The following is a 25,788-nucleotide window of genomic DNA, read 5'->3' as shown; positions in this document are numbered from 1 at the left end:
CATTTCTTCGGATGCTCGGATTTTCGGTCTATTTCGCGAAAATTGGCATGGGATGATCATCTTTTAGAGCTTTGCAAATGTTTTCGCTCCACATCAGACCGGAAATCTTGCAGCAGCACTGCGATCTCGCGCATGTCGGCAGGCTGAGAAATATGCAGGCAGCGCAAGGTTGGCGCAAGCTTCGTACCCCGGGCCCTCAAGAGGGAACTGGGCAGGCGTTCGTCGGCTATGCAAATCACTGTGCCGTACCTCGAATCGCTTTGGGCAAAAGAAAAGGGCGACCCGAGGGCCGCCCTTCCTGTTCCGGATGCCGGAATGGTGGTCAGTGATGGCTTTCGCCGATCACATCATGTCCATTCCGCCCATTCCGCCCATGCCGCCCGGCATGCCAGCAGGGGCATCCTTCTTCGGCAGTTCGGCGATCATGGCTTCGGTGGTGATCAGCAGCGATGCGACAGAAGCAGCGTTCTGCAGCGCCGTGCGAACGACCTTGAGCGGGTCGACGATACCCATGGCGATCATGTCGCCATATTCGGACGTCTGGGCGTTGTAGCCGAAGTTGTCTTCGTTCTTGTCGAGGACCTTGCCGACAACGATCGAGGCTTCGTCGCCTGCGTTTTCAGCGATCTGACGAACGAGCGACTGCAGGGCGCGGCGAACGATGTTGATGCCGGCTTCCTGGTCGTCGTTTGCACCCTTGACGGTGATCTTGGTGGAGGAGCGGAGCAGAGCGATACCGCCGCCGGGGACGATGCCTTCCTGAACGGCAGCGCGGGTCGCGTTGAGCGCGTCGTCGATGCGGTCCTTCTTTTCCTTCACTTCGACTTCCGTCGAGCCGCCGACGCGGATGACGGCAACGCCGCCAGCGAGCTTGGCAAGACGTTCCTGCAGCTTCTCGCGGTCGTAGTCCGAAGTGGTTTCTTCGATCTGCGCCTTGATCTGGGCAACACGGCCTTCGATGTCGGTCTTGGCGCCCGAACCGTCGACGATCGTGGTGTTTTCCTTGGAGATCGAAACCTTCTTGGCACGGCCGAGCATGTCGAGCGTGACGGATTCGAGCTTGATGCCGAGGTCTTCGGAGATGACAGTGCCGCCCGTCAGGATGGCGATGTCTTCGAGCATGGCCTTGCGACGGTCGCCGAAGCCAGGAGCCTTGACGGCAGCAATCTTCAGGCCGCCGCGCAGCTTGTTGACGACGAGCGTTGCGAGGGCTTCGCCTTCGACGTCTTCAGCGACGATGAGGAGCGGCTTGCCGGTCTGAACGACGGCTTCGAGAACCGGGAGCATCGACTGCAGGTTCGAGAGCTTCTTCTCGTGAAGGAGAATGAAGACGTCTTCGAGGTCGGCGATCATCTTTTCCGGGTTGGTCACGAAGTAGGGGCTGAGGTAGCCGCGGTCGAACTGCATGCCTTCGACGACTTCGAGTTCGGTTTCGGCGGTCTTGGCTTCTTCAACCGTGATGACGCCTTCGTTGCCGACCTTCTGCATGGCTTCAGCAATGTCGAGACCGACCTGCTTGTCGCCATTTGCCGAAATCGTGCCGACCTGTGCAACTTCTTCCGAAGTCGAGATCTTCTTGGCCTTGGCCTGGAGATCCTTCACGACGTCGGCGACAGCAAGGTCGATGCCGCGCTTCAGGTCCATCGGGTTCATGCCGGCTGCAACGGCCTTGTTGCCTTCGCGAACGATGGCCTGGGCAAGAACGGTAGCCGTCGTGGTGCCGTCGCCGGCGATGTCGTTGGTCTTCGAAGCAACTTCGCGGACCATCTGGGCGCCCATGTTTTCGAACTTGTCTTCGAGTTCGATTTCCTTGGCGACCGAAACGCCGTCCTTGGTGATGCGCGGCGCGCCGAAGGACTTGTCGATGATGACGTTACGGCCCTTCGGGCCGAGCGTGACCTTCACTGCATCGGCGAGAATGTCGACGCCGCGCAGCATCTTTTCGCGCGCGGTGCGGCCAAACTTGATTTCTTTAGATGCCATATTCTTAACTCCTGAATTCGAGTTGTTCGGGCAAAAGGCCCGTCAGCCATTTCGGGAAAGCAGGTCGGCCGATCAGCCGATGATGCCCATGATGTCGGCTTCCTTCATGATCAGAAGGTCTTCGCCGTCGATCTTGACTTCGGTGCCGGACCACTTGCCGAACAGGATGCGGTCGCCAGCCTTGACGTCGAGTGCGACGACCTTGCCGGACTCATCGCGCGCGCCGGAGCCGACGGCGACGATTTCGCCTTCCTGCGGCTTTTCCTTGGCGGTATCGGGAATGATGATGCCGCCCTTGGTCTTGGCTTCGGACTCAACGCGGCGAACAACGACGCGGTCGTGAAGGGGGCGGAAGTTGGTGCTTGCCATTGTCTAATCCCTCGATCGAATGACATTCGCGGACCGGAGTGGTCCACATGGATAGATGTTAGCACTCCCTTGCGGTGAGTGCTAGCGACGAGCATTTAGGGATGGCTCCGAGAGGAGTCAATGAGAGCAATCACGAATTTTTGTGCCGGAATTGTGAAGAGGCCGGAGAATAGTCGGAGATTGCGGCCGAAACCCCGGGCGGAGCAGCCGAACTTTGCCGAACTCGTCCGCCGCCGGCGATCTACCGCTTCGCGATAATCGTCAAAACCCTTTGCCCTTCCGCTCCGCCGGATCGCCGTTCAAGCTTCTCGCATTGGCCCGGCAGCGAAGAAAATGCCTTGCCATCGTCTTGCGCCTTTGCAATGTCACCGGTGACTGAAGCAAATCGGGAAATCGGAATGGCCAAGCGGATAGAAAACTTCTCGGAGATATCAGGTCACTATGATGTGGTGCTCTGCGATGTCTGGGGCGTCGTTCACAACGGCGTCGATCCGTTCCCGAAGGCGGCCACAGCCCTTGAAGCGGCACGCGAAAGCGGCCTCGCCGTCGTCCTCATCACCAATTCGCCGCGCCTTTCCTGGCAGGTGGTCGAGCAGCTGCGCCAGATCGGCGTTCCCGACAGCGCCTATGACAGGATCGTCACTTCGGGAGACGTCACGCGCGGGTTGATCGCCGAAGGGCCGAAGACCGTCTTTCTGCTCGGCCCCGAGCGCGACAAGGCGCTGCTCGAAGGCATTGGCGTCGAGCGCCGGCCGGCCGGCGAAGCGCAATCGCTCGTCTGCACCGGCTTTTTCGACGACGAGACGGAGAAGCCGGAGGATTACACCGACATGCTTCTCGATTTCAAAGCCCGCGACGTGCCGATGATCTGCGCCAATCCCGACCTCATTGTCGAGCGCGGCCATCGCATCATCCCCTGCGCCGGCGCCATGGCCGCCTATTATGAGCAGCTTGGCGGAAAAACCCGCATCGCCGGCAAACCGCATCGGCCGATCTACGAGGCGACGCTTGCGGCTGCCCGCGAGCTTCGCGGCGATTTCCCGGTCGAGCGCGTGCTGGCGATCGGCGACGGCATGCCGACCGATGTGCGCGGCGCCTTGAATTACCGCCTCGACCTCCTCTACATCAGCGGCGGTATCCACGCCAAGGAATATACCCTCAACGGCGAGACCGACGAGGCGATCCTCAACGCCTATCTCGAACGGGAAAACGCCGCGCCGAAGTGGTGGATGCCCCGCCTTGCATGAAGACACGCCTGCATGAAGAGAAGCCAGCCGATGACCGTCTTCCACCGCAATGAAACCCGGGAACCCTTGCCCGCCCATCTGAAGGGCGGCGTCATTGCCATCGGCAATTTCGACGGCGTGCACCGCGGCCATCAATCGGTGCTGAGCCGGGCGCTCGAAATCTCCAAGGCGCGCGGCATCCCCGCTTTGGTGCTGACCTTCGAGCCGCATCCGCGCACGGTCTTCCGGCCGCAGGCGCCGGTCTTCCGCTTGACGCCGGCGCCGCTGAAGGCCCGCATCCTGGAAACGCTGGGCTTCAGCGCCGTCATCGAATATCCCTTCGATTACGAATTCTCGCAGCGCTCGGCCGATGATTTCATCCATTCGATCCTCAAGGATTGGCTCGGCGCCTCCGAAGTCGTCACCGGCTTCGATTTCCATTTCGGCCGCGGCCGCGAGGGCGGTCCGGCCTTCCTGATGAATGCCGGCCATACCTACGGCTTCGGCGTCACCCTGATCGATGCTTTCCGCGACGAAAACGCCGATGTCGTCTCTTCAAGCCATATCCGCGCGCTGCTGAAGGAGGGCAATGTCAGCGAAGTCGCCGGCATGCTCGGTTATCGCTATACGGTGGAAGCCGAGGTGATCGACGGCGAAAAGCTCGGCCGGCAGCTGGGTTTTCCCACGGCCAACATGCGCCTGCCGCCGGAGGTCGATCTTGCCGCCGGCATCTACGCCGTTCGCTTCCGCCGTCAGGACGGTACGCTCCACGATGCCGTCGCAAGCTACGGCCGCCGCCCGACGGTGACGGAAAACGGCGCGCCGCTGCTCGAAACCTATCTTTTCGATTTCAGCGGCGATCTCTACGGTGAGCTCTGCTCCGTCTCGTTCTTCGGCTATCTCCGCCCCGAACTGAAATTCGACGGCCTGGACCCGCTCGTCGCCCAGATCAAACGCGATGAGGAAGAGGCGAGGGCGCTGCTTGCGGGTGTTAAACCACTCGGCGCTCTTGATGGGAAACTGTGCTTTTCCTGAGGTCGCCTTGAGTGCGGCTGTCGCTGGGACACCGGCAATTCCAGCCGTTGATGCCGATCGCGGGCAGCGAATTCTTCTCTTCCTTTTCCCGGCAAAAACGCCTATGAACCGGCGCGATGACGAAATATCGGCTGGCAATGATGATGCGAATTATCGGCCCGGCCTTCCGCGCGCGCTAAGCGGCCGGAAGGTCCGGGTTTTTGGCGCTTGGATACGAGCGCTTCCGTCACCAGCTATTTCACGCCCGTTGCGCCCCTTTCTGGGCCGCCAGAAAACGATTGTCAGACATGACCGACACAGCCGAAAAGATCGACTATTCGAAGACCCTCTATTTGCCCGAGACCGATTTTCCCATGCGCGCCGGCCTGCCGCAGAAGGAACCGGAACTCGTCAAGCGCTGGCAGGAGATGGGTCTCTACAAGAAACTGCGTGCTTCCTCCGCCGGCCGCGAGAAATTCGTCCTTCACGACGGCCCGCCCTATGCCAACGGCAACATCCATATCGGCCACGCGCTGAACAAGATCCTCAAGGACGTCATCAACCGTTCGTTCCAGATGCGCGGCTATGACGCCAACTACGTGCCCGGCTGGGATTGCCACGGCCTGCCGATCGAATGGAAGATCGAGGAGAAGTACCGCGAGAAGGGCAAGAACAAGGACGAGGTCCCGGTCAACGAATTCCGCCGGGAATGCCGTGAATTCGCCGCCGGCTGGATCAAGGTCCAGGCGGACGAGTTCAAGCGCCTCGGCATCGAGGGTGACTTCGACAATCCCTACACGACGATGAATTTTCACGCGGAATCGCGCATCGCCGGCGAACTCTTGAAGATCGCCGCCAGCGGTCAGCTTTATCGCGGCTCCAAGCCGATCATGTGGTCGGTCGTCGAACGCACGGCGCTGGCCGAGGCCGAGGTCGAATACCAGGACTATGAGAGCGACACGATCTGGGTGAAATTCCCGGTGGTCGAAGGCCCAGTCGCGCTCAAGGATGCGTTCGTGGTCATCTGGACGACCACGCCCTGGACGATCCCCGGCAACCGCGCGGTCTCCTTTTCCGCGCGTGTCTCCTACGGTCTCTACGAGGTAACGGCCGCCGAGAACGATTTTGGTCCGCGTCCGGGCGAAAAGCTGATCTTTGCCGATAAGCTGGCCGAGGAATCCTTCGCCAAGGCCAAGCTGCAGTACAAGCGCTTGAGCGATGTCTCTGCGGCCGACTTCGCAGCGATGACCTGCGCGCATCCCTTCAAGGGTCTCGACGGCGGCTATGAATTCCTCGTGCCGCTGCTCGACGGTGATCACGTCACCGACGATGCCGGTACAGGCTTCGTCCACACCGCACCCAGCCACGGCCGCGAAGACTTCGATGCCTGGATGTCGGCTGCCCGCACGCTTGAGGCCCGCGGCATCGACACCAAGATCCCGTTTCCGGTCGACGACGGCGGCTTCTATACCGCCGACGCCCCCGGCTTCGAGGGGGCCCGCGTCATCGACGATAACGGCAAGAAGGGCGATGCCAACGACCGTGTCATCAGGGAGCTGATCGCCCGCGGCGCGCTCTTTGCCCGCGGCCGTCTGAAGCACCAGTATCCGCATTCCTGGCGGTCGAAGAAGCCGGTCATCTTCCGCAACACGCCGCAATGGTTTGTCTATATGGACAAGACCCTTGCCGACGGCACGACGCTGCGTTCGCGCGCGCTGGGTGCGATCGACGATACGCGCTTCGTGCCCGCCGCCGGCCAGAACCGCCTGCGCGCCATGATCGAGGGCCGTCCGGACTGGGTACTTTCCCGTCAAAGGGCATGGGGCGTGCCGATCGCCGTCTTTGCCGACGATGAGGGCGAAGTCCTGGTCGATGAGGCCGTCAATGCCCGCATCCTCGAAGCCTTCGAACATGAGGGCGCCGATGCCTGGTTTGCCGAAGGCGCCAAGGAGCGCTTCCTCGGCAATGACCACGACCATTCCCGCTGGACCCAGGTCATGGATATCCTCGACGTCTGGTTCGACTCTGGCTCGACGCACACCTTCACGCTCGAAGACCGCCCGGACCTGAAGTGGCCGGCCGACCTTTATCTCGAAGGTTCCGACCAGCATCGCGGCTGGTTCCATTCTTCGCTGCTGGAATCGGCGGCCACCCGCGGCCGTGCGCCTTACAACGCCGTCCTCACCCATGGTTTCACCATGGACGAGAAGGGCGAGAAGATGTCGAAGTCGAAGGGCAACGTCACCGCACCACAGGAAGTGATGAAGGACGCCGGCGCCGATATCCTGCGCCTCTGGGTCATGACCTCGGATTATGCCGACGACCTGCGCGTCGGCAAGACGATCATCCAGACCAATGTCGATGCCTATCGCAAGCTGCGCAACACCATCCGCTGGATGCTCGGCACGCTCGCCCACGACAAGGGCGAGGTCATTGCTCTCGCCGACCTGCCGGAACTGGAGCAACTGATGCTGCACCGGTTGGCCGAGCTCGACGAGCTGGTGCGCGAGAACTACGATGCCTTCGACTTCAAGAAGATCGCCCGCGCGCTGATCGATTTCGCCAATGTCGAGCTGTCGGCCTTCTATTTCGATGTCCGCAAGGATGCGCTCTATTGCGACGCGCCGTCGAGCCTGCGCCGGCGCGCCAGCCTGCACGTCATCCGCCAGATCTTCGATTGCATGGTGACATGGCTTGCCCCGATGCTGCCCTTTACCACCGAGGAGGCCTGGCTGTCGCGCAATCCGTCCGCCGTTTCCGTGCATCTGGAGCAGTTTGCCCCGGTCGCGAAGGAATGGCGCAACGACGCCTTGGCCGAGAAGTGGAAGAAGATCCGCGCGGTGCGTTCGGTCGTGACCGGCGCCCTGGAAATCGAACGCAAGGACAAGCGCATCGGCTCCTCGCTGGAAGCGGCTCCTGTCGTTCATATCGCCGATCCGGAACTGCTGAAGGCTCTGGAAGGCCAGGACTTCACCGAGGTTTGCATCACCTCGGCAATCGAGATCAAGGCCGGCGAAGGACCGGCGGATGCCTTCCGCCTGGCGGAGGTGCCTCAGGTCAGCGTCGTACCGAAGCTTGCCGAGGGTGAGAAATGTGCCCGCTCCTGGCGCATCACCAGGGATGTCGGTTCCGATCCTGACTATCCCGATGTTTCGGCTCGCGACGCTGCTGCACTTCGCGAACTTGCCGCGCTCAAGTGAAGAATATTGCCGGGTGAATTGCGCTTTCGCGGTTCATCCGGTAAAAGCTGCCTGAAAATGGCCGGATTTTTGCGTCAGGGGGACGGTTGTCCGGTTGGGCGACGATTGCACCGGCAGGGCTGGAAGGGTTTTCATGTTAGCGACGCATTGGTTCCGTATGGGCGCCTGCCTGTCTGTTGTAGTGGCGGGATGTTCCCTGGTGTCCGGTTGCGCCAGTAGCCCGACCTACGGCACCGACAAGACCGCCATGGAACAGTTGACCGACGATCTCGGCCAATCCGTGTCGTTGACCGGCCCGGACCCGAAGAACAAGGGCGTCAAGTACACGCCGCGTCCGACGCTGGTGCTGCCGGCTCAGGCGCAGAAGGAGACCCTCGTTGCGCCGCAGCAGACGGTTGCCAACAAGGACAATCCGCAATGGCTTGAATCGCCGGAGGAGACGCGTGCTCGTCTCGTTTCGGAGGCCGACGCGAATTCGGACAATCCGAATTACCGCTCGCCGCTCGCCAGCTCTGCGATCGAAGGCGGCCGGCGCACGACGGAAGCCCAGACCAAGGCTTATCGTGAAGCCCGTGCCCTGCAGAAGGGCTCCTATGTCGACCAGCGCCGCTATATATCGGATCCGCCGACCGGCTACCGCACCGTCGACGATCCGGCAAAGCTCGATGATGTCGGCGAGCCCGAGCTCAAGAAGCAGAAGAAGCGCAAGAAGGAAGCAGCGGTCGCCAACACCGGCAAGCAGTGGTGGAACTTCCTGCAATAGCTTTATCGCCGCCGACAAGGATGACGGCGCCGTGCACCGGCGCTGCGAATTACGGCGCCTCTCTCCTTTGCGAAAAGAACCTTCGCAGCAGATCGGCCGATTGGACCTCGTTGAAGCCGGAATAGACCTCCGGGGCGTGGTGGCAGGTCGGCTGCCCATAGAACCGCACGCCATTGTCGACGGCGCCGCCCTTCGGGTCCTCGGCGCCGTAATAGAGCCTGCGGATACGCGCAAACGAGATGGCTGCCGCGCACATGGTGCAAGGCTCCAGCGTCACGTAGAGATCGGCGCCGACAAGACGTTCCTGTCCGATCGCTTCGCAGGCGAGCCGGATCGCGGCGATTTCGGCATGCGCAGTCACGTCTTTGAGCTCCCGCGTGCGGTTTCCGGAGCGTGAGACGGCAATATCGTCGACAACGACCACGGCGCCGATTGGCACCTCGCCGCGTTCTCCGGCGGCACGCGCTTCTTCGAGCGCCATCTCCATGAAACGATTTGTCTTCACGATCGCAAGAATTTCCACTTAACCGCAGATGCGTGACCTGATAGACAGGCCCAAAAGGCAGGCAAACAACAAATGACACCCAAAGACAAGCCAAAACGCCCGGGCGCAAAGCCCCTTTCGCGGGATATCAGGTCGAAAGCCGGCCCGAAGGCGGACGGCGAGAAGCCGGCAAAGCCTGCGGCCGCCCGCGCGGTCGCCGCCGAGACCGATGGCGAGGCCAAGGCCGAACGCATTTCCAAGGTGATGGCGCGTGCCGGCGTCGCCTCTCGCCGTGACATCGAACGCATGATCATGGACGGCCGTGTGACGCTGAACGGCAGGGTTCTCGAGACCCCCGTCGTCAATGTCACGCTCGCCGACCGCATCGAGGTCGACGGCGTGCCGATCCGCGGCATCGAGCGCACCAGACTGTGGCTTTATCATAAGCCTGCGGGCCTGGTGACCACCAATGCCGATCCGGAAGGCCGCTCGACCGTGTTCGACAACCTGCCGGAAGAATTGCCGCGCGTCATGTCGATCGGCCGCCTCGACATCAACACCGAAGGCCTGCTGCTCTTGACCAATGACGGCGGTCTCGCCCGCGCGCTCGAGCTGCCGGCGACCGGCTGGCTGCGGCGCTATCGCGTCCGCGCCCATGGCGAGATTGATCAGGACGCGCTCGACAAGCTGAAGGACGGCATCGCCGTCGACGGCGTGCTCTACGGCTCGATCGAGGCGACGCTTGACCGCACGCAGGGCTCGAACGTCTGGATCACCATGGGTCTTCGCGAAGGCAAGAACCGCGAAATCAAGAACGTACTCGGGGCGCTCGGCCTCGACGTCAATCGCCTGATCCGCATTTCCTATGGCCCGTTCCAGCTCGGCGACCTGCCGGAAGGCCATGTCGTCGAAGTGCGCGGCCGCACACTGCGCGACCAGCTCGGCCCGCGCCTCATCGAGGAAGCCAAGGCGAATTTCGACGCGCCGATCTACAATGCGGCGGCGGCCGCTGCCGAGGAAGAGGCAGAGCCCGCAGCACCTGAAAGGCGCGAGCGTCCGCGCCGCGACGAGGACAAGCGCGAGCGGGCGCTGAGCCGCCTCGACACCAAGCGCGACGACCGCCACGGTGGCGCGCGCAAAGAGGACGATCGCCGCGACGGCGGACGCAGGGACGACGAGAAGCCGAAGCGCCCCCAGCCGCTCGGCCAGCGCCGCAGCGCCAATGTCTGGATGGCGCCGGGCGCCCGGCCGCTCGGCGAAAAAGCCGCGGCGAAAGCCGCCAAGAATGCGCAGACTGCGCGCCGGCGCGGCGAGCAGGCGCCGTCAAAGAATGATCGCATCGAGGATCGCCCGCGCACCCAGGTGAACCGCGTCCGCGAAGAGGATGGCGAGTGGATCCGCTCGAGCGAAGAGCCCCGTCGCAAGGATGAGGGAGAAGGCTTCGGCCGCAAGCGCGGCTTTGGCGATCGCCCCGCCCGGGAAGACCGCGGTTCTGGCAACCGCCCGGCGCGCGGCGACCGGCCGTTCGACGATCGTCCCTCGCGTGGGGATCGGCCCTTCGGCGACCGGCCTTTCGGTGATCGTCCCCCGCGTGGGGATCGCCCCTTCGGCGACAAGCCGCGCGGCGATCGCAGGCCGCGCGAGGACGGTGATGAACGTCCGCGGGCAGCCAGAAGCTTTGCCGGTGAGGGCCGCTCCGAGCGTCCGCGCGGCGAAAGATCGTTCGGCGACAAGCCTTCGGGTGAAAGGCCTTCGGGTGACAGGCCGCGCGGCAAGGGCTTTGGGGCCAAGCCCGGTGGGGCCAAGCCTAGTGGGGCCAAGAGTTTTTCCGGCAAGCCGAAAGGTGCCAAGTCGGGCGGTGCCAAACCGGGCGGTGATGGGCCGGGCGGCGACAGGCCTGCGAGCGGGCCGTCCAGAGGTGGCGCTAAAGGAAAAGGAATGACGCGCGGTGCGGATCGTCGGCGGTGAGTTTCGCGGACGGCCTCTCGCCGTGCCAAAATCCAACGAGATCCGGCCGACTGCCGACCGGACGCGCGAGAGCCTGTTCAATATATTGAGCCATGCCTATCCGGAATGCGTCGATGGCACCCGGATTCTCGACCTCTTTGCCGGAACCGGCGCCGTCGGCCTCGAAGCGGTTTCACGCGGCTGTCGCCATGCGCTCTTCGTCGAAAACAGCGTCGAGGGCAGGGCGCTGCTCTGGGAGAACATCGATGCGCTCGGCCTGCATGGCCGCACGCGCATCCTGCGCCGGGATGCGACTGATCTCGGCAGCGTCGGCAATCTCGAACCCTTCGACGTGCTCTTTGCCGACCCGCCCTATGGCAAGGGTCTCGGCGAAAAGGCGATGGCAGCGGCGGCCGAGGGCGGCTGGCTGCAGCCTGGCGCAATCGCCGTGCTTGAAGAACGCGCCGATATTGTCGTTTCCGTCCATCCTTCCTATGTTTTCCTCGAAAGCCGCATCTTTGGCGATACGAGGGTGCATTTTTTCCGATATCAGCCGCAATAAGCGGGGGCGGGCGTGCAGCAGGCAGAGATCATCAGCCCGAAATTGCCTGCGATCAGCGATCTGCCAACGGTTGCGGTCGCTTTCGGCGGCGGCGGCGCGCGCGGGCTTTCCCATATCCATATAATCGAGACGCTGGATGAACTCGGCATCCGCCCGGTGGCGGTGTCGGGCTCGTCGATGGGCGCGATCATGGGCGCCGGCATGGCTGCCGGCATGTCCGGCGCCGAAATCCGCGAACATGCGCTGACGACCGTCGGCAACAAGACGGCGGTTGTCGCCCGCATCTGGGGCCTGAGACCGGCGACGGTGCGCGACGCCGTGGCTAAGGGTATCCGCATCGGCCAGTTCAATCTGGAGCGGATCCTGAAGGCCTTCCTGCCCTCCGAGCTGCCGGCCCGCTTCGAGGATCTGCTGGTCCAGATGAAGGTGATCACCACGGATTATTACGGGCAGTGCGAAGTCATCATCGAGCAGGGCGAACTGTTTCCCGCACTCGCAGCCTCTTCCGCCATCCCCGCCGTCTTCATGCCGGTGCGTTTGCGCGACCGCGTGATGATCGACGGCGGCATCAGCAATCCGGTGCCCTATGAATGCCTGATGGATCTTGCCGACATCGTCGTCGGCATCGATGTCGTCGGCGCGCCGGAAGGTGACGGTACCCATATTCCGAACCGCATGGAGAGCATCTTCGGTTCCGGCCAACTGATGATGCAGACGGCGATCTCGCTGAAGCTGAAGCTTCGCCCGCCGCATATCTTCCTGCGCCCGACGGTCGGCCGCACCGGCGTCATGGATTTCCTCAAGGCCCGCGAAGTCCTCGCCATGTCCGTCGGCGTCAAGGACGACCTGAAATTCGCCCTTGACCGGGAAATCGAAGCGCGGCTGAAGCGCTAGCGGTTTCTTTGCTTCATTGGGCATGGTCCTCATGGTCCTCATGGCCGGCATGACCCGCGCCGTTCGAAGCCTCGTTCATCATAGTCACCGTGCCCTCGAAGCTTGAGAAGAGCGCAAGCGAGGAAGAATCGAGGCCGGCCTCGGCAGCCTTCAGTTTCGCAGCCAGCCCGGCGGCGTCATGTGCGGAGAGCCCGATCGTCTCCAGCGTCCCGGTATCCTTCAGACTGTCGCCGCTGCAGAGATAGATGCTCCAGCCATGATGCGTCTTCTTTATTAAGGCCCGTCCGCCGCGTCCGTCCTGCCGCCAACCGACGATCGCCCAATCGGCCTGAACGACGACCGGCGCGATATCGAGCGGCTTGTCAGGCCTTTCGAACATCACCTTCAGCCTTGCCGGGATCGCCTGTTGCGGATCGTCATCCGCAGATGCCATGGATGCAAGCAGCACGCCGCCGACAATAGCGATGATTTTCTTCATCTGATGGCCTCCCTCAAGCGAGAACGCGTTTCAGCAACGGTACGAACCGCACGACGATCTGGTCGAAGGCGATCATGGCGAGAATTGCGAGCCCGCTCATCGGGAAGGTGACCGCGAAGATCCCGACAATCACCCACAGGCCGTAATAGATCGAAGGTTTTGGCGGCATGGGTGGCACGCCGAGGCGGCCGATCGGGCGCCGTTTCCACCACATGACGACGGCGGTCACGCAGCTGAGCACAATGGCGAGGCATGTTGCGAGCATCAGCAACTGGTTGAAACGCCCCCATTCCTGTCCCTGGTGGACATTGATGCCCCACTCGATCGCTTTGCCGAGGAACGGATATTGATCGAAGCCGATATCGATCAGTGGTTTGCCGGAATACTGGTCGATATGGAGCGTGCGTTCGTCGGCAAGATCGTCGGGAAAGAGCGAGGCGGTATAGACGCCCGTCTGATCGGAGGGGATCGCCATGTCGAAGCCCGGCGCCATGCCCAGCCGTTTGGCGATCTCCACGGCTTTGTCGAGGCCGATTGGCCTGGCTGATTGCGCTGCGGCGATATCGGAAAGCGGAACGGGTGCCTTCTCGACGATCCAGCCGCTGTTCGGAAGGATATCCTCGGTGACTTTCCGCGACTTCGGCACGTCGTCCCAGAGCTGCACCGGATAGCCGAGGCCGTGTTCGGTTAGCCAGGCATTGGCGTTCGCCCCCCAATAGCCCGACCATGGCATGCCTGACATCGCAAGGAAGAAGATCAGGACACCGGCGAAGGCACCGGTCACCGCATGCAGGTCGCGCCAGAAAACGCGGCGACCGGGCGTTCCCCGCACGCTGACGACGCCGCCCGTCTGGCGTCGCGGCCACCAGAGATAGATGCCGGTGACCACGAGCACCATGGCAAAGCCGCCGGCAATTTCGATCAGCCGGTTCGTCAGGGTGCCGAAATAGGCGAGGCTGTGGATGCGCTTGACGACATAATTGAACTCGTCGGTCGATCCGACCACATCGAGCACCTTGCCGTCATAGGGGGCGACGAAGACCAGCATCGAGCCGGCATCGCTGGAGAGGGTGACGATGGCCGATCGCTCGGGCAGGACCGGGTCTTTGTAGGATGTGACGGTTGAGCCCGGCACGGCGGAGGCGGCGATCGCTGCGATCCGCTCCGCCGACAGCGTTTCGCCAGTCGGCTGGACACTGTAGCGGTAGCCGAAGAAGGTGCTGTTGATCTCGTCCTTGAAGAGATAGAGCGATCCGGTAACGGCCAGATTGAGCAGGAAGGGTATGACGAGAAGCCCGGCAAAGAAATGCCAGCGCCAGATGGCACGGTAGAGGGACACGCCGTTTGCGACGTCCTCTGCCGGTTCGGCAGCAGTAATGGTCGACATGAAAATGGATCCGTGTCCACGACCGACGGCACGCATGCAGGTCGGCCGGCGTTGAAAGGCGCGGCACGGCGCCTGCCGCAACGCGAAGTTCAGGCAGGGATCGGATCGGAAGGAGGAGCCCGAGGACCGCCATTGGGCGGGAAAAGCTGGCGATGGAAGGCCTCGGTCCGGATCGGCAGTTCAACTGCAGCCGCAAAGGGTATGACAGCACCGGCGATGTCCACCGGCGCCGGCGGGAGGATGGAGGTACTGATCCGGCAGGCCTCGCAACCGTGCAAATGCGCCTTGTCGTGCTGGTCCTGACCGGATTTGTCCGCCGTGGTGACGCAAAGCGTCGACAGCGTCCCGTCCGGAAGCACATATTGGCTAAGTTCAGCCGGATCAAATTCGCCAGCCGCTGCGGCGGGCAGCTGATGGGCGAAGCCGACGAACACCAGTGCGACCGCGCACAGGATGCGCAGCGCCCATTGTTCGATCTGTCTCGTCCGTCTGATCAAGATTTCCTCTTGGATCGCTCCGATCGGACGTTTGATAAACGCCGCTCCCCTCATATTCAATGCGGCAATTTCACAAGCAGGTCGGGGCGCTCAGGCATCCGCCGTTGCATCCGCGGTTCCGGCCAGCGGATCGTCCTCGAAAGGATCGGCGGCGCGCTTCGGCTTGACCAGCGGTTCGGGGCGGACAGGGTGGGAAAACAGCATGTCGCGCCCGGCCTGCAGCCCTTCGGACACCTGCAGCACCAGGCGTGCCTCGTCGCGCTTGCGGATATCCTCGCCGATTTCGTAGGCGTCGACCTCGGAAACGCCGAGCGCCTCCAGCGTTCGCCGTCCGAAGAGCAGGCCCGATTCCAGCGTTTCGCGCAGCTCGTAGTCGACGCCTTTGTTGCGCAGTTCGATCGAATGGATGCGGTCGTAGGAGCGCACGTAGAGCCGGGTGTGCGGATAGTCGGCCTGCACCAGCTCCACCACCTTGTCGGTGATTTCCTTCTTCTGCGTGCAGACGAGCACGATCTTCGCCCGGTCGATGCCGGCCGAGCGCAGCACGTCCTTGCGGGCGCCGTCGCCGAAATAGATGCGGAAGCCGAAGGAGGAGGCCTGGCGGATGCGGTCGGCCGAAAAATCGATGACGGTGACGCTGCGCCCGCCGGCAAGCAGGATCTGGGCGGCGATCTGGCCGAAACGCGAAAAGCCGACCATTAGCACGTCGGCGCCGGCTCCCTCGAAATCCTCGTCCAGCTCCTCCTGCTCGTCGCCGCGCAGCAGCCGCTTCGAAAGGGCCGACCCGATCGGCGTCAGCGCCATGGACAGCGTGACGATGGCGACCAGCAGCGAGGCCGTGCTCGTCGACATCAGCCCGGTCGCCCCCGCCGTGGTGAACAGCACGAAGCCGAATTCGCCGCCTTGCGGCAGCAGGAAGGCGATGCGGATCGCATCGTCGTGCGGGGAGCCGGAAATCCGGCAGATCCCGTAGATGACGATCGCCTTGACGGCCATGACGATCGGCACGGCGACAATGACGAAGAGCGCATTGTCAAAGAGAACGTCGAGCTGCAGCGACAGGCCGACGGCGATGAAGAAGATAGCGAGCAGCACGCCGCGGAAGGGTTCGATATCCGCCTCCAGCTCGTGCCGGTAGGAGGATTCCGCAAGCATCACGCCGGATAGGAAGGCGCCCATCGCCATCGAAAGCCCGGCCAGCTGCATCAGGCTCGCCGATCCCATGACGACGAAGAGGGCAGCCGCGATCATTGCCTCGCGCGCGCCGGTCCGGGCGATGATCTGGAAAAGCGGCGTCAGCAGGTAGCGCCCCATGACGATCATCGCCGCAACCGCGCCGAGGGCAATGGCGAAATCCAACAGCGGCGCGTTGCTGCCCTTGTCGCCGCCGTCGAGGATGGTGATCAGCGCCAGCAGCGGCACGATCGCCAGGTCCTGGAACAGCAGCATCGAAAAGGAGCGCTGCCCGTATCTGGTGTTGACGTCGCCGTCGCCCTCGAGGATCTGCATGGCGAAGGCGGTCGACGACAGCGCCAGGCCAAATCCGGCAACGATGCTGCCGCGCCAGTCGAGAACCTCAGAAAACCAGGCAAGCGCGGTCAGCGCCAGGCCCGTCAGCACCACCTGCGCCGTGCCAAGGCCGAAAATGTCGCGCCGCATCTGCCAGAGGCGGGAGGGTTTCAGCTCCAGTCCGATGATGAAGAGCAGGAAGACGACGCCGAGTTCGGCGACGGCGAGGATCTGTTCGCCATCGGTGATGCCGTGAAAGACCGGGCCGATGACGATGCCGGCGGCGAGATAGCCGAGCACCGTGCCGAGCCCGAGTTTCTTGAAGATCGGAGCGGCGACCACCGCCCCGCCAAGCAGCAGGATCGTTTCGGAAAAAAAGGCATTGGACGCTGACATGCTGACAATTTCTTTCGACGGCAGGGAGCACGCAGGCAGCCCCGATAAAGAATCGGCGGCGGCGGCCTTGATGCTTGGGAGAGTGCACAATAAATGGAAGCCGAAGGAAAGGCCAAATCATGTCCTCTGAAATTGATTCCTCGACACTTCTTTCCCGCGCAAGTCAATTGATCGATCTGGCAAGGAAGGCAGGGGCCGATGCCGCCGACGCCGTCGTCGTCCGGTCGCGGTCGCAATCGGTGAGCGTCCGCCTCGGCAAGGTCGAGGGCACTGAATCCTCCGAAAGCGACGATTTTTCGCTGCGTGTCTTCATCGGCAAGCGTGTCGCCAGCGTTTCGGCCAATCCGGGCTTCGATCTTCAGGCGCTGGCCGAACGCGCCGTCGCCATGGCCAAGGTTTCTCCGGAAGACCCCTTCGCCTGCTTGGCGGATGAGGCGAGCCTTTCGAGATCCTATCCCGACCTGCAATTGCTCGATACCACCGAGGTCTCCTCCGAAATGCTGCGTGAGGCGGCTCTTGTAGCTGAGGCCGCCGCGCTTGCGGTCAAGGGTGTCACCAATTCCTCCGGCGCCGGCGCTTCCGCCGGCATGGGCGGTCTTGTGCTTGTCACCTCGCACGGTTTTGAGGGCAGTTACATGGCCTCGCGTTTCGGTCATTCCGTCAGCGTCATCGCCGGTGAAGGCACCGGCATGGAGCGCGATTATGATTTCGACAGCCGCCTCTATTATGCCGAGCTCGACGATCCCTCTGAAATCGGCCGGCGCGCCGGCGAACGGGTGATCAAGCGCGTCAATCCGCGCCAGGTGCCGACCGGCAAGGACGTCACCGTCATCTTCGACCCGCGTGTCGCCCGCGGCTTCGTCGGCCATATCGCCGGTGCGATCAATGGTGCTGCCGTCGCCCGCAAGTCCAGCTTCCTGCGTGACAAGATGGGCCAACAGGTGCTGAAGTCAGGCCTTTCGATCACCGATGATCCGCTGATCGTGCGCGGCCCTTCCTCTCGGCCCTTCGATGGCGAGGGCGTGTCCGGCGAGCGGCTGGTGATGATCGAGGACGGTGTCCTGAAGCACTGGTTCCTCTCGACCTCGACCGCGCGCGAGTTGGGTCTGGAGACCAATGGCCGCGGCGTGCGCGGCGGCACCGCCGTCTCGCCTTCCTCCACCAACCTTGCCTTGGAACCCGGCGATATCTCGCCGGAGGATTTGATCCGCAGCGTCGGCAACGGGTTTTATGTCACCGAATTGATCGGCCACGGCGTCAACATGATCACCGGCGAGTACAGCCGCGGCGCCACCGGCTTCTGGATCGAGAACGGCGAACTCACCTTCCCCGTTTCCGAGGTGACGATAGCCTCGAACCTCAAGGAGATGTTCATGCGCCTGACGCCGGCAAACGACATCGATCGCAAGTTCGGCGTCGCGGCCCCCACTTTCGCCATCGAAGGCATGACGCTCGCAGGGCAGTAAGAAACGGATTGACGGGATGAGCGATAGGGAAAAGGCCCGGTGGCAGAGCGATCTCGCGCTGATCGCCGATGCTGCGAAAGAGGCGGGCGCCGTCGCTTTCGGCTTCTTCAACCAGTCTCCCGAGGTCTGGTGGAAGAACGAGGACCGTTCTCCTGTCAGCGCTGCCGATTTCGCCGCAAACAAGACGCTCGAGACCATCCTGCGCAAGGCCCGGCCGGATTATGGCTGGCTGTCGGAAGAAACCGACGACGATGCCGACCGTCTCTCCCGCGAGACGCTGTTCATCATCGATCCGATCGACGGCACGCGCGCCTTCCTCGGCGGGCAGAAGGTCTGGTGCGTCAGCGTCGCGGTGGTTCATCGCGGCCGGCCGGTCGCCGGCGTGCTCTATGCCCCGGCGCTCGAGGAGCTCTATGAGGCGGTCGAGGGCGGCGTGGCGCTGAAGAACGGCGTCCCCTTCACCGTCTCGGCGGCCGGACCCGAAGAGATGAGCCGCCTTGCGATCGGCGACGACCTGCTGAAGACCTTTCCGCCGGAATTCCAGGAGCGGGTGACGCGCGAGAAATACATCCCCTCGCTCGCCTATCGCATCGCCATGGTGGCGGACGGTCGTCTCGAAGGCACCTTCGTCAAGGGCAATTCCCATGATTGGGACCTTGCCGCCGCCGATCTGATCCTCGCCTGCGCCGGCGGCGGTCTCGTCGATCTCGAAGGCCGGCCGGTCGTCTACAACAGCGCCGAAGTCACCCACAAGGTCCTCTGCGCGGGTCCAACGCCCCGCATCAGTGAATTCCTCGCGGCATTTGCGGGGCGACGAGGCAGTTGACGTTTCCGTCAAAATCCCGCAGATGGGTGGCGGAGGAGAATAGGCAGAAAGAGAACAAAAAATGACTGAATCCGGTGACAAGAAGCAACTTTTGCATCTCGTTTTTGGCGGCGAACTGGAAAGCCTCGATGATGTCCAGTTCCGTGACCTGCAGGGTCTCGATATTGTCGGCATTTTCCCGGATTATGCCACGGCGCTGACGGCCTGGAAGGCGAAGGCGCAGCAGACGGTCGACAATGCGCATATGCGCTACTTCATCGTCCACATGCATCGTTTGCTCGATCCGCAGGAAAAGGCCAGGGGCAACTGACCCGAGCCAAGTGCCGCCGGCCGACCGCTCGTCGAGCGGGCTTTGGTGCATGGCGCGCGCCGTCGATCCGGATTGTTTGACGCATTCTGAACAAATTAATCGGCCATTGCGGCCGCAACGATAATTAGGGAATGGGTTTGATGTCGATCGGTTTTGATCGGAGGCTGGCGCGATGAGTTCCCGGATGGCGCGGTTCGGTCTGAACGCATACCGTCTGGCGGGAACCGTGGCCTCTCCTGTCGTCGGCCTCTATATCACCTACCGCACGGCCAAGGGCAAGGAAGACCGGGGCCGCCGCCTGGAACGCTTCGGTTATCCGAGCGCCAACCGGCCGCAGGGGCCGCTCGTCTGGTTCCATGCCGCAAGCGTCGGTGAAACCAACGCCGTTATCCCGCTGATCCGCGAAATCCGCCGCCGCGACATCCATGTCATCCTGACGACCGGCACCATCACGTCGGCCAAGCTCGCCGCCGAGCGCCTCGGCCAGGAAGCGATCCATCAATATGTGCCGCTCGACCTGAAGCCCTCCGTCAGCCGCTTCCTCGATTATTGGCAGCCCGATTGCGCCATCATCGCCGAATCCGAGATCTGGCCGGCAACGGTGCTGGAGCTCGGCCGCCGCCGCATTCCGCAGATCCTGATCAATGCCCGCATGTCGGACCGCTCCTTTGCCCGCTGGCGCCGCCGCCCGGCGATTGCCGAAGCCTTGTTCGAGAATCTTGCCCTCGTCATCGCCCAGTCGGATGTCGATGCCGAACGTTTCCGCGATCTTGGCGCCGTCCCCGTCATCACCTCCGGCAATCTGAAGGTCGATACTGACGCGCCGCCTTATGACAGCGCTGTGCTTGCCCGCTACAAGAAGCAGATCGGCGAGCGCAAGACCTGGGCGGCGATCTCGACTTTCGACGGCGAGGAGAATGCCGCCGCCATCGTTCACCGGGCGCTCAGGGAGCGCGACCATCAATTGACCATCATCGTGCCGCGCCATCCCGAGCGCAGCGACGAGATCGAGGCGGCGCTCGTCAAGCAGGGGCTGAAAGTCGCCCGCCGCACCCGCGACGATGTCTTGTCCGCCGATGTCGATATCTTCCTCGGCGATACGATCGGCGAAATGGGCCTCTATCTGCGCCTGACGGAAATCGCCTTCGTCGGCCGCTCGCTCTTTGCCGAAGGCGGCCAGAACCCGCTGGAGCCTGCCATGCTCGGCTGCGCCATTCTCTCCGGCGGCCATGTGCAGAATTTCCGGGATGCCTACCAGAAGCTTGCCCGCAGCGGCAGCGCCCGCATGGTGCGCGATACTGAAATGCTGGCCAAGGGCGTGCATTATCTGCTGATCAACGACGACGCCCGCCGCAACATGATCGAGGCCGGCATCACCGCCGTGCACGAGATGCGCGGTGCGCTGACGGCGACGGTGAAGGGGCTGGAACCCTATATCAACCCGCTGACGGTGAAGGCGCGGCTGCTGCCCAAGGCCGTCGCCCAAGTCTGAGGAGCGAAGATGTCGGCAGCGTCCCCTATCAAAGGCATTCTCTTCGACAAGGACGGCACGCTGCTCGACTATGACGAGAGCTGGCTGCCGGTCAACCGTGAGCTGGCCCGTATCGCCGCCAAAGGCGATCCGCTTCTCGCCGACCGGCTGCTTTCGGCCTGCGGCATGGATCCGGTGACCGGCCATATCGTTCCCGACAGCCTGCTTGCCGCCGGCAATACCCGCCAGATCGCCGAGGGTCTGGTTGCCGCGGGCTCGATGGTCGATGTCGGCGAACTGACGGTCCGCCTCGACGATCTCTTTTCCAACGCCGCCGAATTTTCCGTGCCGGTGACCGACCTCGCCGGCTTCTTCGCCCGGCTGCATCGGCGCGGCTTCAAGCTCGGTGTCGCCTCCAGCGACAATGAGCGGTCGATCCGCCAGACGGCGGAACGTTTCGGTTTTGCCCGCTATATCGATTACATCGCCGGCTATGACAGCGGTTTCGGTGTCAAGCCGGAGCCGGGCATGGTGCTCGGCTTCTGCGCCGCGACCGGTCTTTTCCCGGCCGAGGTCGCCATGGTCGGCGACAACAATCACGATCTGCACATGGGTCTGAATGCCGGCACCGGCCTGAGGATCGCGGTGCTGACCGGCACCGGTTCGCGGGAGACGCTTGCCGCCGCGGCCGACCACGTGCTCGACGATATCACCGCCATCGAGACGCTGCTGCCGGACCTGCAGCCCGCCTGACGGGTAAGGGCTTGCATTTTTTCAGGTTTTGGCTTCTCAATCCGACGGTCGAAAAGCAGGGGACTGGCTGTGGCTAAAGCAATTCCAGCAAAAGTGCACAGCGGTTTGGCCGGGAAAAGCGCGCAGCGACTTTCCCAAGGGATTGCGTGAGAACAAGCCGGACAGGGGAGCGGGACGGCAAGATGATATCTGAAGCGCCACCGTTCTGGTGGAGGAAAGCCGATTGGCGTGCCTGGGTGCTGCTGCCGCTTTCTTTTCTCTATGGCCGCATCGCCGGCCACCGCATGGCCCATGCGCGCCGCGCCTCCGTTCCCATTCCGGTTATCTGCGTCGGCAATTTCACCGTCGGCGGTGCCGGCAAGACGCCGACGGCGCTAACGATCGCCCGCGCCGCCAAGGCGAAGGGACTGAAGCCCGGCTTTCTCAGCAGAGGTTACGGCGGTTCGCTCGATGTGACCACCGTGGTCGACCCCGATCATCACCGGGCGATTGCCGTCGGCGACGAGCCCTTGCTGCTTGCCCAGGAAGCGCTGACGGTGATTTCCCGCCGGCGCGTCGAAGGGGCTGCGCGGCTGGTGGCGGAGGGCGCCGATCTCATCATCATGGATGACGGTTTCCAGAGTGCCCGGCTGGCGATCGACTATGCCCTGCTCGTTATTGACGCGACGCGCGGCCTCGGTAACGGCCATATCGTTCCGGGTGGCCCAGTCCGCGCGCCGATCCGCCAGCAGCTGCGTTCTGCGACCGCTTTGCTGAAGGTCGGTGGCGGCAATGCCGCCGACAGGATCGTCCGCATGGCGGCGCGCGCGGCAAAGCCCTATTTCACCGCATCGCTGAAAGTCCGCGGTGACAATACGCTGGCCGGCACCAAGGTGCTCGCCTTTGCAGGCATTGCCGATCCCGCCAAATTCTTCCGCACGGTTGAATCGCGCGGCGCCGAGATCGTCGTTGCCAAGAGCTTCGGCGATCATGAGCACCTGACCGAGGAGGAGATCGACGACATCCTGACGACCGCCGAGCATCAAGGTCTCCTGATTGTCACCACCTCCAAGGATTTCGTCCGCCTTTCCGGCCATCACGGCAAGGCGGCGCGGCTCGTCGAAAAGAGCCGGGTGATCGAGGTCGACATGGTCTTTGAGGATCACCTCGCCCCCAGCCTTATCATCGACCGGGCGATCGCCGCCTGCCGCGAGCGGCGCTTGCGGGAGATGAAGGCCGGGGGTAAAGCAATTCCGGGAAAGGCTGAACCGCTCTAAAGCATGTCGCGCAAAAGTGTGCTGCGGTTTTGCGACAACGACATGCGTAAAAACAAAGACCTAAAGCGCGACAAGCGAATCTGAAAGATCGCGACGCGGCTTTAGCGGGCTGCTGCAAAACGTCTCGTCCCGCGCGCATCTGTGCAGGCAACGCGATCACACGATCGAGCGAAGCAAAGTCTCGCGGGCGGAAGTCAGATGTAATCGACAAGCGTGATCGATCGAAGCGATATTGCGGCTTTCCAGGGCTTCGATCAACGCGAGATGTTCCCTGATGGCGACCTCGTTCCGCGCGCGTTCATCACGCTTGTTCCACTGATAGTGATAGTGGAAGACCATGGTTATCACGTCTTGGAAGCTTTCGATAAAGCGGTTTGGCGCGACTGCCGTAATCAGCCGGTGGAAGCGGCTATCCAGCTCCGAGAAATCCTGAAACCGGGCGTCGATATCCGCGAGCAGTTCCAAATGTGCCGCCCGCATAGATTGGATCTGCCTCCAGACGGGCGAGCCGTCGGGCAGGGCAGCGAACAGCCGTGCGGAGCGCATTTCGAACATCTCTCTGATCTCGAACAGTTCGAGTGCGAAACTGGCTGTGAACCCTTTAAAAACCCAGCCGGCATTCTGACGCTTCTCGATCAGCCCATATTTCTGAAATCGATTGAGAAACTCACGGACGATCGTTGTCGCGACGCCGAATTTCCGAGCTAATTCCGCCTCATTGATTTCCGTGCCCGGACAGGCATCGCCGCGCAGCATCCATTCCATGAAGCTCGTCTCGACCTGTTCCGAAATTGCCAAGGTCTCTTCCTTCGGATAGCGCTCTATCTGCCGCGGCTGATCGCCTATGATCCGCCTGTGCGCTTCAGATATGATGATCCCACGGGCGGACATCCCCGCCAGCACCTTGCGCACCGTCGTTCTGCTCACGCCGAGTTGGGCGCGCAGGGCGTTTTCGGACGGCAATTCCTCCCCGAGATCGAGCGTCCGAATGATATCGATCATATCGTTGAATGCCCGTTTGAAGGTCGTATCTGTTCTCATATTCAACTCCAAGTACGGTTAAATATCCATAAAAAACAAGTTGACGCACGTGTATCATATGTTTCTTATGTATAAAAAACGAGGGAGGCTAGGGGAATTTGGAAGACTCCGGGATTCTGCCTCAGAATTCGTCGCGGCCTGGTGGTTCGCAGGATGCAACCTTCCATCCGAGACAATCTGGCGTCACATTGGGGCTGAGGCTATTGAGCCTGGGCCCGCTATTGATCCTCATTATGCTCATCGCCGTCGTCAGTTTGATCACGCCGGCTTTTCTAAAGCCCATGAACCTCGGGAACATCCTTGCGCAGACGGCAGTGATTGCCGTTGTGGCAATGGGGCAGCAGCTCGTTATCCTGACGCGCGGGATCGATCTGTCTGTCGGCTCGAATCTTGCGCTCGCCACAGTCATTGGCGGGCTCGCCTACCAGCAGGTTGATTCCTCGATCGTCGTCATCGTGGCCATGCTGCTGGCGGGTGCGGCTGTCGGTGCAGTCAACGGCGTGGTCTTTGTCTATGGTCGGCTGCCGCACCCCTTTATCATTACACTTGCGAGCTTGAGTATCTGCCGCGGCCTGGCACTTGCATTGGCGCCCGGCCACACCACCATGCGCGGGATGCCCGATGCAGTGACTGCGATCGGTGGCGGTACGACGCTTGGTGTGCCCAATTCCTTCTTTGTCGTTGCGATGCTCGGGTTTCTTTTTCTGATCCTGACGAAGTCGATGGTCTGTGGCCGATGGATCTATGCGGTCGGCGGCGCGCCGAATGCCGCCAGAAGCATGGGTATACCGGTAAAGGGTGTTCTGCTCGCAACCTATATTATTTGCGGCTTTTGTGCAGGTGTCGGCGCGGTGCTGCTCGCGGGACGGACCGCCGCCGCCTCGCCAATCTACGGCAATCTTTTGGAACTGGACACGATTGCCGCGGTGATTATCGGTGGCGCTAGTTTCCTTGGCGGACGAGGCCATCTCGGCCACGCCCTGATCGGCGCCGTGCTGATCGGCGTCATCCGCAACGCCCTTAACCTTCTCGGCGTCGACGTGTTCTTTCAAATGATCGCGATTGGGCTCGTCATCGTCATCGCCGTAGAGGCTGACGTGCTTCGTAACCATCTCGAGGCGCGCGCACGCGTGCTTCAATCGGCGAGAGTACAATGAACCCGGCATCCACCACTCCAGCACTTTCGGTTCGAAACGCGCAGAAGCGCTTTGGCGCCATCCATGCCCTGAAAAATGTAAGCTTTGATGCCTATGCAGGTGAGGTAACCGCTCTCTTGGGTGACAACGGCGCCGGCAAGTCGACGCTCGTCAAATGCATCAGCGGGCTTCATCGTCTCGACGAAGGAGACATCCTCGTGGATGGTGCGCCCGTATCACTCCATTCAACGGCGGCGGCTCGCCGCGCCGGTATTGAAACCGTCTATCAGGATCTGGCGCTTTTCGACAACCTGACCCCCGTACAGAATTTCTATTGCGGACGAGAAATCTCTTTCCCCTCCTGGCTGCCGCGTCCGCTCCGCTTCCTCAACACGGGCGTGATGAAACGGGAGGCGGCGAGTGTCATCGATCGCCTGAAGGTTAAGCTACCGAGATTCGACGCGCCGGTCGCGCTGATGTCTGGGGGACAGCGACAGGCGATCGCGGTGGCGCGCGCCATTGTTTTTGCGCGCAAGCTGGTGATCCTTGACGAACCAACGGCCGCCCTCGGTCTTCGCGAGTCTCGCCAGGTTCTTGACCTTATCAACCAGCTCAAAGCCGACGGCAATGCCGTGATCATCATCACGCACAATATGGAACATGTCGTCGAAATCGCCGATCGGGCGGTTGTGCTGCGGCAGGGTCGCAAGGTGGGTGAAGTGAAGCCGACGGAAGCCAACAAGCAGGACATTGTCGCGATGATTGTCGGCGCCGAGGCCTAAGGGAGATCGCTGCTTCGTTGGGCAGCGGACAACGAGGT

23 protein-coding genes are annotated in these 25,788 nt (G+C 62.3%); 15 read left to right on the top strand and 8 right to left on the bottom strand.

Translation table 11 applies throughout. The annotated features are described in order from the left end of the window. Positions 1-342 precede the first annotated feature (342 nt). On the bottom strand, positions 343-1,983 hold the full coding sequence (gene groL / locus G9X64_RS23990) for a chaperonin GroEL (protein ID WP_018244970.1): 1,641 nt from the start codon (positions 1,981-1,983) through the stop codon (positions 343-345). Between the two features lie 72 nt (positions 1,984-2,055). Further along, positions 2,056-2,352 carry a co-chaperone GroES gene (gene groES / locus G9X64_RS23985; protein WP_003545797.1) on the bottom strand — a complete coding sequence of 99 codons (297 nt, stop codon included), beginning with the start codon at positions 2,350-2,352 and terminating at the stop codon, positions 2,056-2,058. Positions 2,353-2,750: 398 nt separating this feature from the next. Here groES and G9X64_RS23980 point away from each other — a divergent pair, with 398 nt between their 5' ends. The 4 genes from G9X64_RS23980 (at position 2,751) to G9X64_RS23965 (ending at position 8,555) form a co-directional block, all read left to right on the top strand. Then, the gene (locus G9X64_RS23980) at positions 2,751-3,599 is read left to right on the top strand and encodes a TIGR01459 family HAD-type hydrolase (protein WP_171377471.1); all 849 of its coding nucleotides are present in this window, start codon (positions 2,751-2,753) and stop codon (positions 3,597-3,599) included. A 30-nt stretch (positions 3,600-3,629) separates the two neighbouring features. Further along, positions 3,630-4,613, top strand: a complete 984-nt coding sequence (locus tag G9X64_RS23975) for a bifunctional riboflavin kinase/FAD synthetase (protein WP_171377519.1) — start codon at positions 3,630-3,632, stop codon at positions 4,611-4,613. 287 nt (positions 4,614-4,900) lie between these two features. After that, on the top strand, positions 4,901-7,792 hold the full coding sequence (gene ileS / locus G9X64_RS23970) for an isoleucine--tRNA ligase (RefSeq protein WP_171377470.1): 2,892 nt from the start codon (positions 4,901-4,903) through the stop codon (positions 7,790-7,792). A 133-nt stretch (positions 7,793-7,925) separates the two neighbouring features. Then, positions 7,926-8,555, top strand: coding sequence for a hypothetical protein (locus G9X64_RS23965; RefSeq protein ID WP_168311434.1), 630 nt, complete (start codon positions 7,926-7,928; stop codon positions 8,553-8,555). Between the two features lie 49 nt (positions 8,556-8,604). On the opposite strand, the gene G9X64_RS23960 is transcribed toward G9X64_RS23965, so the two are convergent. Continuing rightward, the gene (locus G9X64_RS23960; protein ID WP_171377518.1) at positions 8,605-9,042 is read right to left on the bottom strand and encodes a nucleoside deaminase; all 438 of its coding nucleotides are present in this window, start codon (positions 9,040-9,042) and stop codon (positions 8,605-8,607) included. 90 nt (positions 9,043-9,132) lie between these two features. Between G9X64_RS23960 and G9X64_RS23955 the strand changes: the two genes are divergently transcribed. The 3 genes from G9X64_RS23955 to G9X64_RS23945 are packed head-to-tail and all read left to right on the top strand — an operon-like array spanning position 9,133 to position 12,442. Then, positions 9,133-11,007, top strand: a complete 1,875-nt coding sequence (locus tag G9X64_RS23955; RefSeq protein WP_171377469.1) for a pseudouridine synthase — start codon at positions 9,133-9,135, stop codon at positions 11,005-11,007. Beyond that, positions 10,988-11,548, top strand: coding sequence for a 16S rRNA (guanine(966)-N(2))-methyltransferase RsmD (rsmD, locus tag G9X64_RS23950; RefSeq protein WP_168311432.1), 561 nt, complete (start codon positions 10,988-10,990; stop codon positions 11,546-11,548). The genes G9X64_RS23955 and rsmD overlap by 20 nt, the downstream gene beginning before the upstream one ends. Before the next feature lie 12 nt (positions 11,549-11,560). Beyond that, on the top strand, positions 11,561-12,442 hold the full coding sequence (locus G9X64_RS23945; RefSeq protein ID WP_171377468.1) for a patatin-like phospholipase family protein: 882 nt from the start codon (positions 11,561-11,563) through the stop codon (positions 12,440-12,442). Positions 12,443-12,455: 13 nt separating this feature from the next. Here G9X64_RS23945 and G9X64_RS23940 read toward each other — a convergent pair whose 3' ends face one another. The 4 genes from G9X64_RS23940 to G9X64_RS23925 all read right to left on the bottom strand — a co-directional run bounded on the left by G9X64_RS23940 (position 12,456) and on the right by G9X64_RS23925 (position 16,709). Next, a complete protein-coding gene (locus G9X64_RS23940) occupies positions 12,456-12,920 on the bottom strand; it encodes a copper uptake system-associated protein (RefSeq protein WP_171377467.1) in 465 nt (154 codons plus the stop codon). Between the two features lie 13 nt (positions 12,921-12,933). Beyond that, positions 12,934-14,307 (bottom strand): PepSY-associated TM helix domain-containing protein, encoded by a 1,374-nt coding sequence (locus G9X64_RS23935; RefSeq protein ID WP_171377466.1) that lies wholly within the window; start codon positions 14,305-14,307, stop codon positions 12,934-12,936. An 89-nt stretch (positions 14,308-14,396) separates the two neighbouring features. Further along, positions 14,397-14,804: a hypothetical protein gene (locus G9X64_RS23930; protein ID WP_171377465.1), complete on the bottom strand. Its 408-nt coding sequence runs from the start codon at positions 14,802-14,804 to the stop codon at positions 14,397-14,399. A 90-nt stretch (positions 14,805-14,894) separates the two neighbouring features. After that, positions 14,895-16,709 carry a monovalent cation:proton antiporter-2 (CPA2) family protein gene (locus G9X64_RS23925; protein WP_168311428.1) on the bottom strand — a complete coding sequence of 605 codons (1,815 nt, stop codon included), beginning with the start codon at positions 16,707-16,709 and terminating at the stop codon, positions 14,895-14,897. 119 nt (positions 16,710-16,828) lie between these two features. On the opposite strand from G9X64_RS23925, the gene G9X64_RS23920 reads away from it, so the two are divergent. From G9X64_RS23920 to lpxK, 6 genes are all read left to right on the top strand, one after another. Then, positions 16,829-18,175, top strand: a complete 1,347-nt coding sequence (locus tag G9X64_RS23920) for a TldD/PmbA family protein (RefSeq protein WP_168311427.1) — start codon at positions 16,829-16,831, stop codon at positions 18,173-18,175. A gap of 16 nt (positions 18,176-18,191) precedes the next feature. Then, positions 18,192-19,001, top strand: a complete 810-nt coding sequence (locus tag G9X64_RS23915) for a 3'(2'),5'-bisphosphate nucleotidase CysQ (RefSeq protein ID WP_168311426.1) — start codon at positions 18,192-18,194, stop codon at positions 18,999-19,001. A gap of 61 nt (positions 19,002-19,062) precedes the next feature. Beyond that, complete coding sequence (locus tag G9X64_RS23910) at positions 19,063-19,311, top strand: DUF4170 domain-containing protein (protein ID WP_018244984.1); 249 nt, start codon at positions 19,063-19,065, stop codon at positions 19,309-19,311. A 172-nt stretch (positions 19,312-19,483) separates the two neighbouring features. After that, the gene (gene waaA / locus G9X64_RS23905) at positions 19,484-20,803 is read left to right on the top strand and encodes a lipid IV(A) 3-deoxy-D-manno-octulosonic acid transferase (protein WP_171377464.1); all 1,320 of its coding nucleotides are present in this window, start codon (positions 19,484-19,486) and stop codon (positions 20,801-20,803) included. A gap of 9 nt (positions 20,804-20,812) precedes the next feature. Further along, a complete protein-coding gene (locus G9X64_RS23900; protein ID WP_171377463.1) occupies positions 20,813-21,535 on the top strand; it encodes an HAD family hydrolase in 723 nt (240 codons plus the stop codon). A gap of 182 nt (positions 21,536-21,717) precedes the next feature. Beyond that, positions 21,718-22,791, top strand: coding sequence for a tetraacyldisaccharide 4'-kinase (gene lpxK / locus G9X64_RS23895; protein WP_168317483.1), 1,074 nt, complete (start codon positions 21,718-21,720; stop codon positions 22,789-22,791). Between the two features lie 156 nt (positions 22,792-22,947). On the opposite strand, the gene G9X64_RS23890 is transcribed toward lpxK, so the two are convergent. After that, positions 22,948-23,832: a GntR family transcriptional regulator gene (locus G9X64_RS23890; protein ID WP_168311423.1), complete on the bottom strand. Its 885-nt coding sequence runs from the start codon at positions 23,830-23,832 to the stop codon at positions 22,948-22,950. Between the two features lie 98 nt (positions 23,833-23,930). Between G9X64_RS23890 and G9X64_RS23885 the strand changes: the two genes are divergently transcribed. Both G9X64_RS23885 and G9X64_RS23880 read left to right on the top strand, forming a co-directional pair. Then, positions 23,931-24,989, top strand: coding sequence for an ABC transporter permease (locus G9X64_RS23885; protein WP_171377462.1), 1,059 nt, complete (start codon positions 23,931-23,933; stop codon positions 24,987-24,989). Next, the gene (locus G9X64_RS23880) at positions 24,986-25,750 is read left to right on the top strand and encodes an ATP-binding cassette domain-containing protein (RefSeq protein ID WP_168311421.1); all 765 of its coding nucleotides are present in this window, start codon (positions 24,986-24,988) and stop codon (positions 25,748-25,750) included. The genes G9X64_RS23885 and G9X64_RS23880 overlap by 4 nt, the downstream gene beginning before the upstream one ends. The last annotated feature ends 38 nt before the right edge of the window (positions 25,751-25,788 follow it).

Source organism: Rhizobium sophorae (assembly GCF_013087515.1).
Classification (GTDB): domain Bacteria; phylum Pseudomonadota; class Alphaproteobacteria; order Rhizobiales; family Rhizobiaceae; genus Rhizobium; species Rhizobium sophorae.
Note: the sequence above shows the minus strand (reverse complement) of the source record. Positions and strands in the feature narration are given on the sequence as shown.

Excerpts from the sequence above, each read along its gene's own strand:
- groL (WP_018244970.1), bottom strand. The coding sequence starts at position 1,983 with ATGGCATCTAAAGAAATCAAGTTTGGCCGCACCGCGCGCGAAAAGATG.
- groES (WP_003545797.1), bottom strand. The coding sequence starts at position 2,352 with ATGGCAAGCACCAACTTCCGCCCCCTTCACGACCGCGTCGTTGTTCGC.
- G9X64_RS23980 (WP_171377471.1), top strand. The coding sequence starts at position 2,751 with ATGGCCAAGCGGATAGAAAACTTCTCGGAGATATCAGGTCACTATGAT.
- G9X64_RS23975 (WP_171377519.1), top strand. The coding sequence starts at position 3,630 with ATGACCGTCTTCCACCGCAATGAAACCCGGGAACCCTTGCCCGCCCAT.
- ileS (WP_171377470.1), top strand. The coding sequence starts at position 4,901 with ATGACCGACACAGCCGAAAAGATCGACTATTCGAAGACCCTCTATTTG.
- G9X64_RS23965 (WP_168311434.1), top strand. The coding sequence starts at position 7,926 with ATGTTAGCGACGCATTGGTTCCGTATGGGCGCCTGCCTGTCTGTTGTA.
- G9X64_RS23960 (WP_171377518.1), bottom strand. The coding sequence starts at position 9,042 with ATGGAGATGGCGCTCGAAGAAGCGCGTGCCGCCGGAGAACGCGGCGAG.
- G9X64_RS23955 (WP_171377469.1), top strand. The coding sequence starts at position 9,133 with ATGACACCCAAAGACAAGCCAAAACGCCCGGGCGCAAAGCCCCTTTCG.
- G9X64_RS23940 (WP_171377467.1), bottom strand. The coding sequence starts at position 12,920 with ATGAAGAAAATCATCGCTATTGTCGGCGGCGTGCTGCTTGCATCCATG.
- G9X64_RS23935 (WP_171377466.1), bottom strand. The coding sequence starts at position 14,307 with ATGTCGACCATTACTGCTGCCGAACCGGCAGAGGACGTCGCAAACGGC.
- G9X64_RS23925 (WP_168311428.1), bottom strand. The coding sequence starts at position 16,709 with ATGTCAGCGTCCAATGCCTTTTTTTCCGAAACGATCCTGCTGCTTGGC.
- G9X64_RS23920 (WP_168311427.1), top strand. The coding sequence starts at position 16,829 with ATGTCCTCTGAAATTGATTCCTCGACACTTCTTTCCCGCGCAAGTCAA.
- G9X64_RS23915 (WP_168311426.1), top strand. The coding sequence starts at position 18,192 with ATGAGCGATAGGGAAAAGGCCCGGTGGCAGAGCGATCTCGCGCTGATC.
- G9X64_RS23910 (WP_018244984.1), top strand. The coding sequence starts at position 19,063 with ATGACTGAATCCGGTGACAAGAAGCAACTTTTGCATCTCGTTTTTGGC.
- waaA (WP_171377464.1), top strand. The coding sequence starts at position 19,484 with ATGAGTTCCCGGATGGCGCGGTTCGGTCTGAACGCATACCGTCTGGCG.
- G9X64_RS23900 (WP_171377463.1), top strand. The coding sequence starts at position 20,813 with ATGTCGGCAGCGTCCCCTATCAAAGGCATTCTCTTCGACAAGGACGGC.
- lpxK (WP_168317483.1), top strand. The coding sequence starts at position 21,718 with ATGATATCTGAAGCGCCACCGTTCTGGTGGAGGAAAGCCGATTGGCGT.
- G9X64_RS23890 (WP_168311423.1), bottom strand. The coding sequence starts at position 23,832 with ATGAGAACAGATACGACCTTCAAACGGGCATTCAACGATATGATCGAT.
- G9X64_RS23880 (WP_168311421.1), top strand. The coding sequence starts at position 24,986 with ATGAACCCGGCATCCACCACTCCAGCACTTTCGGTTCGAAACGCGCAG.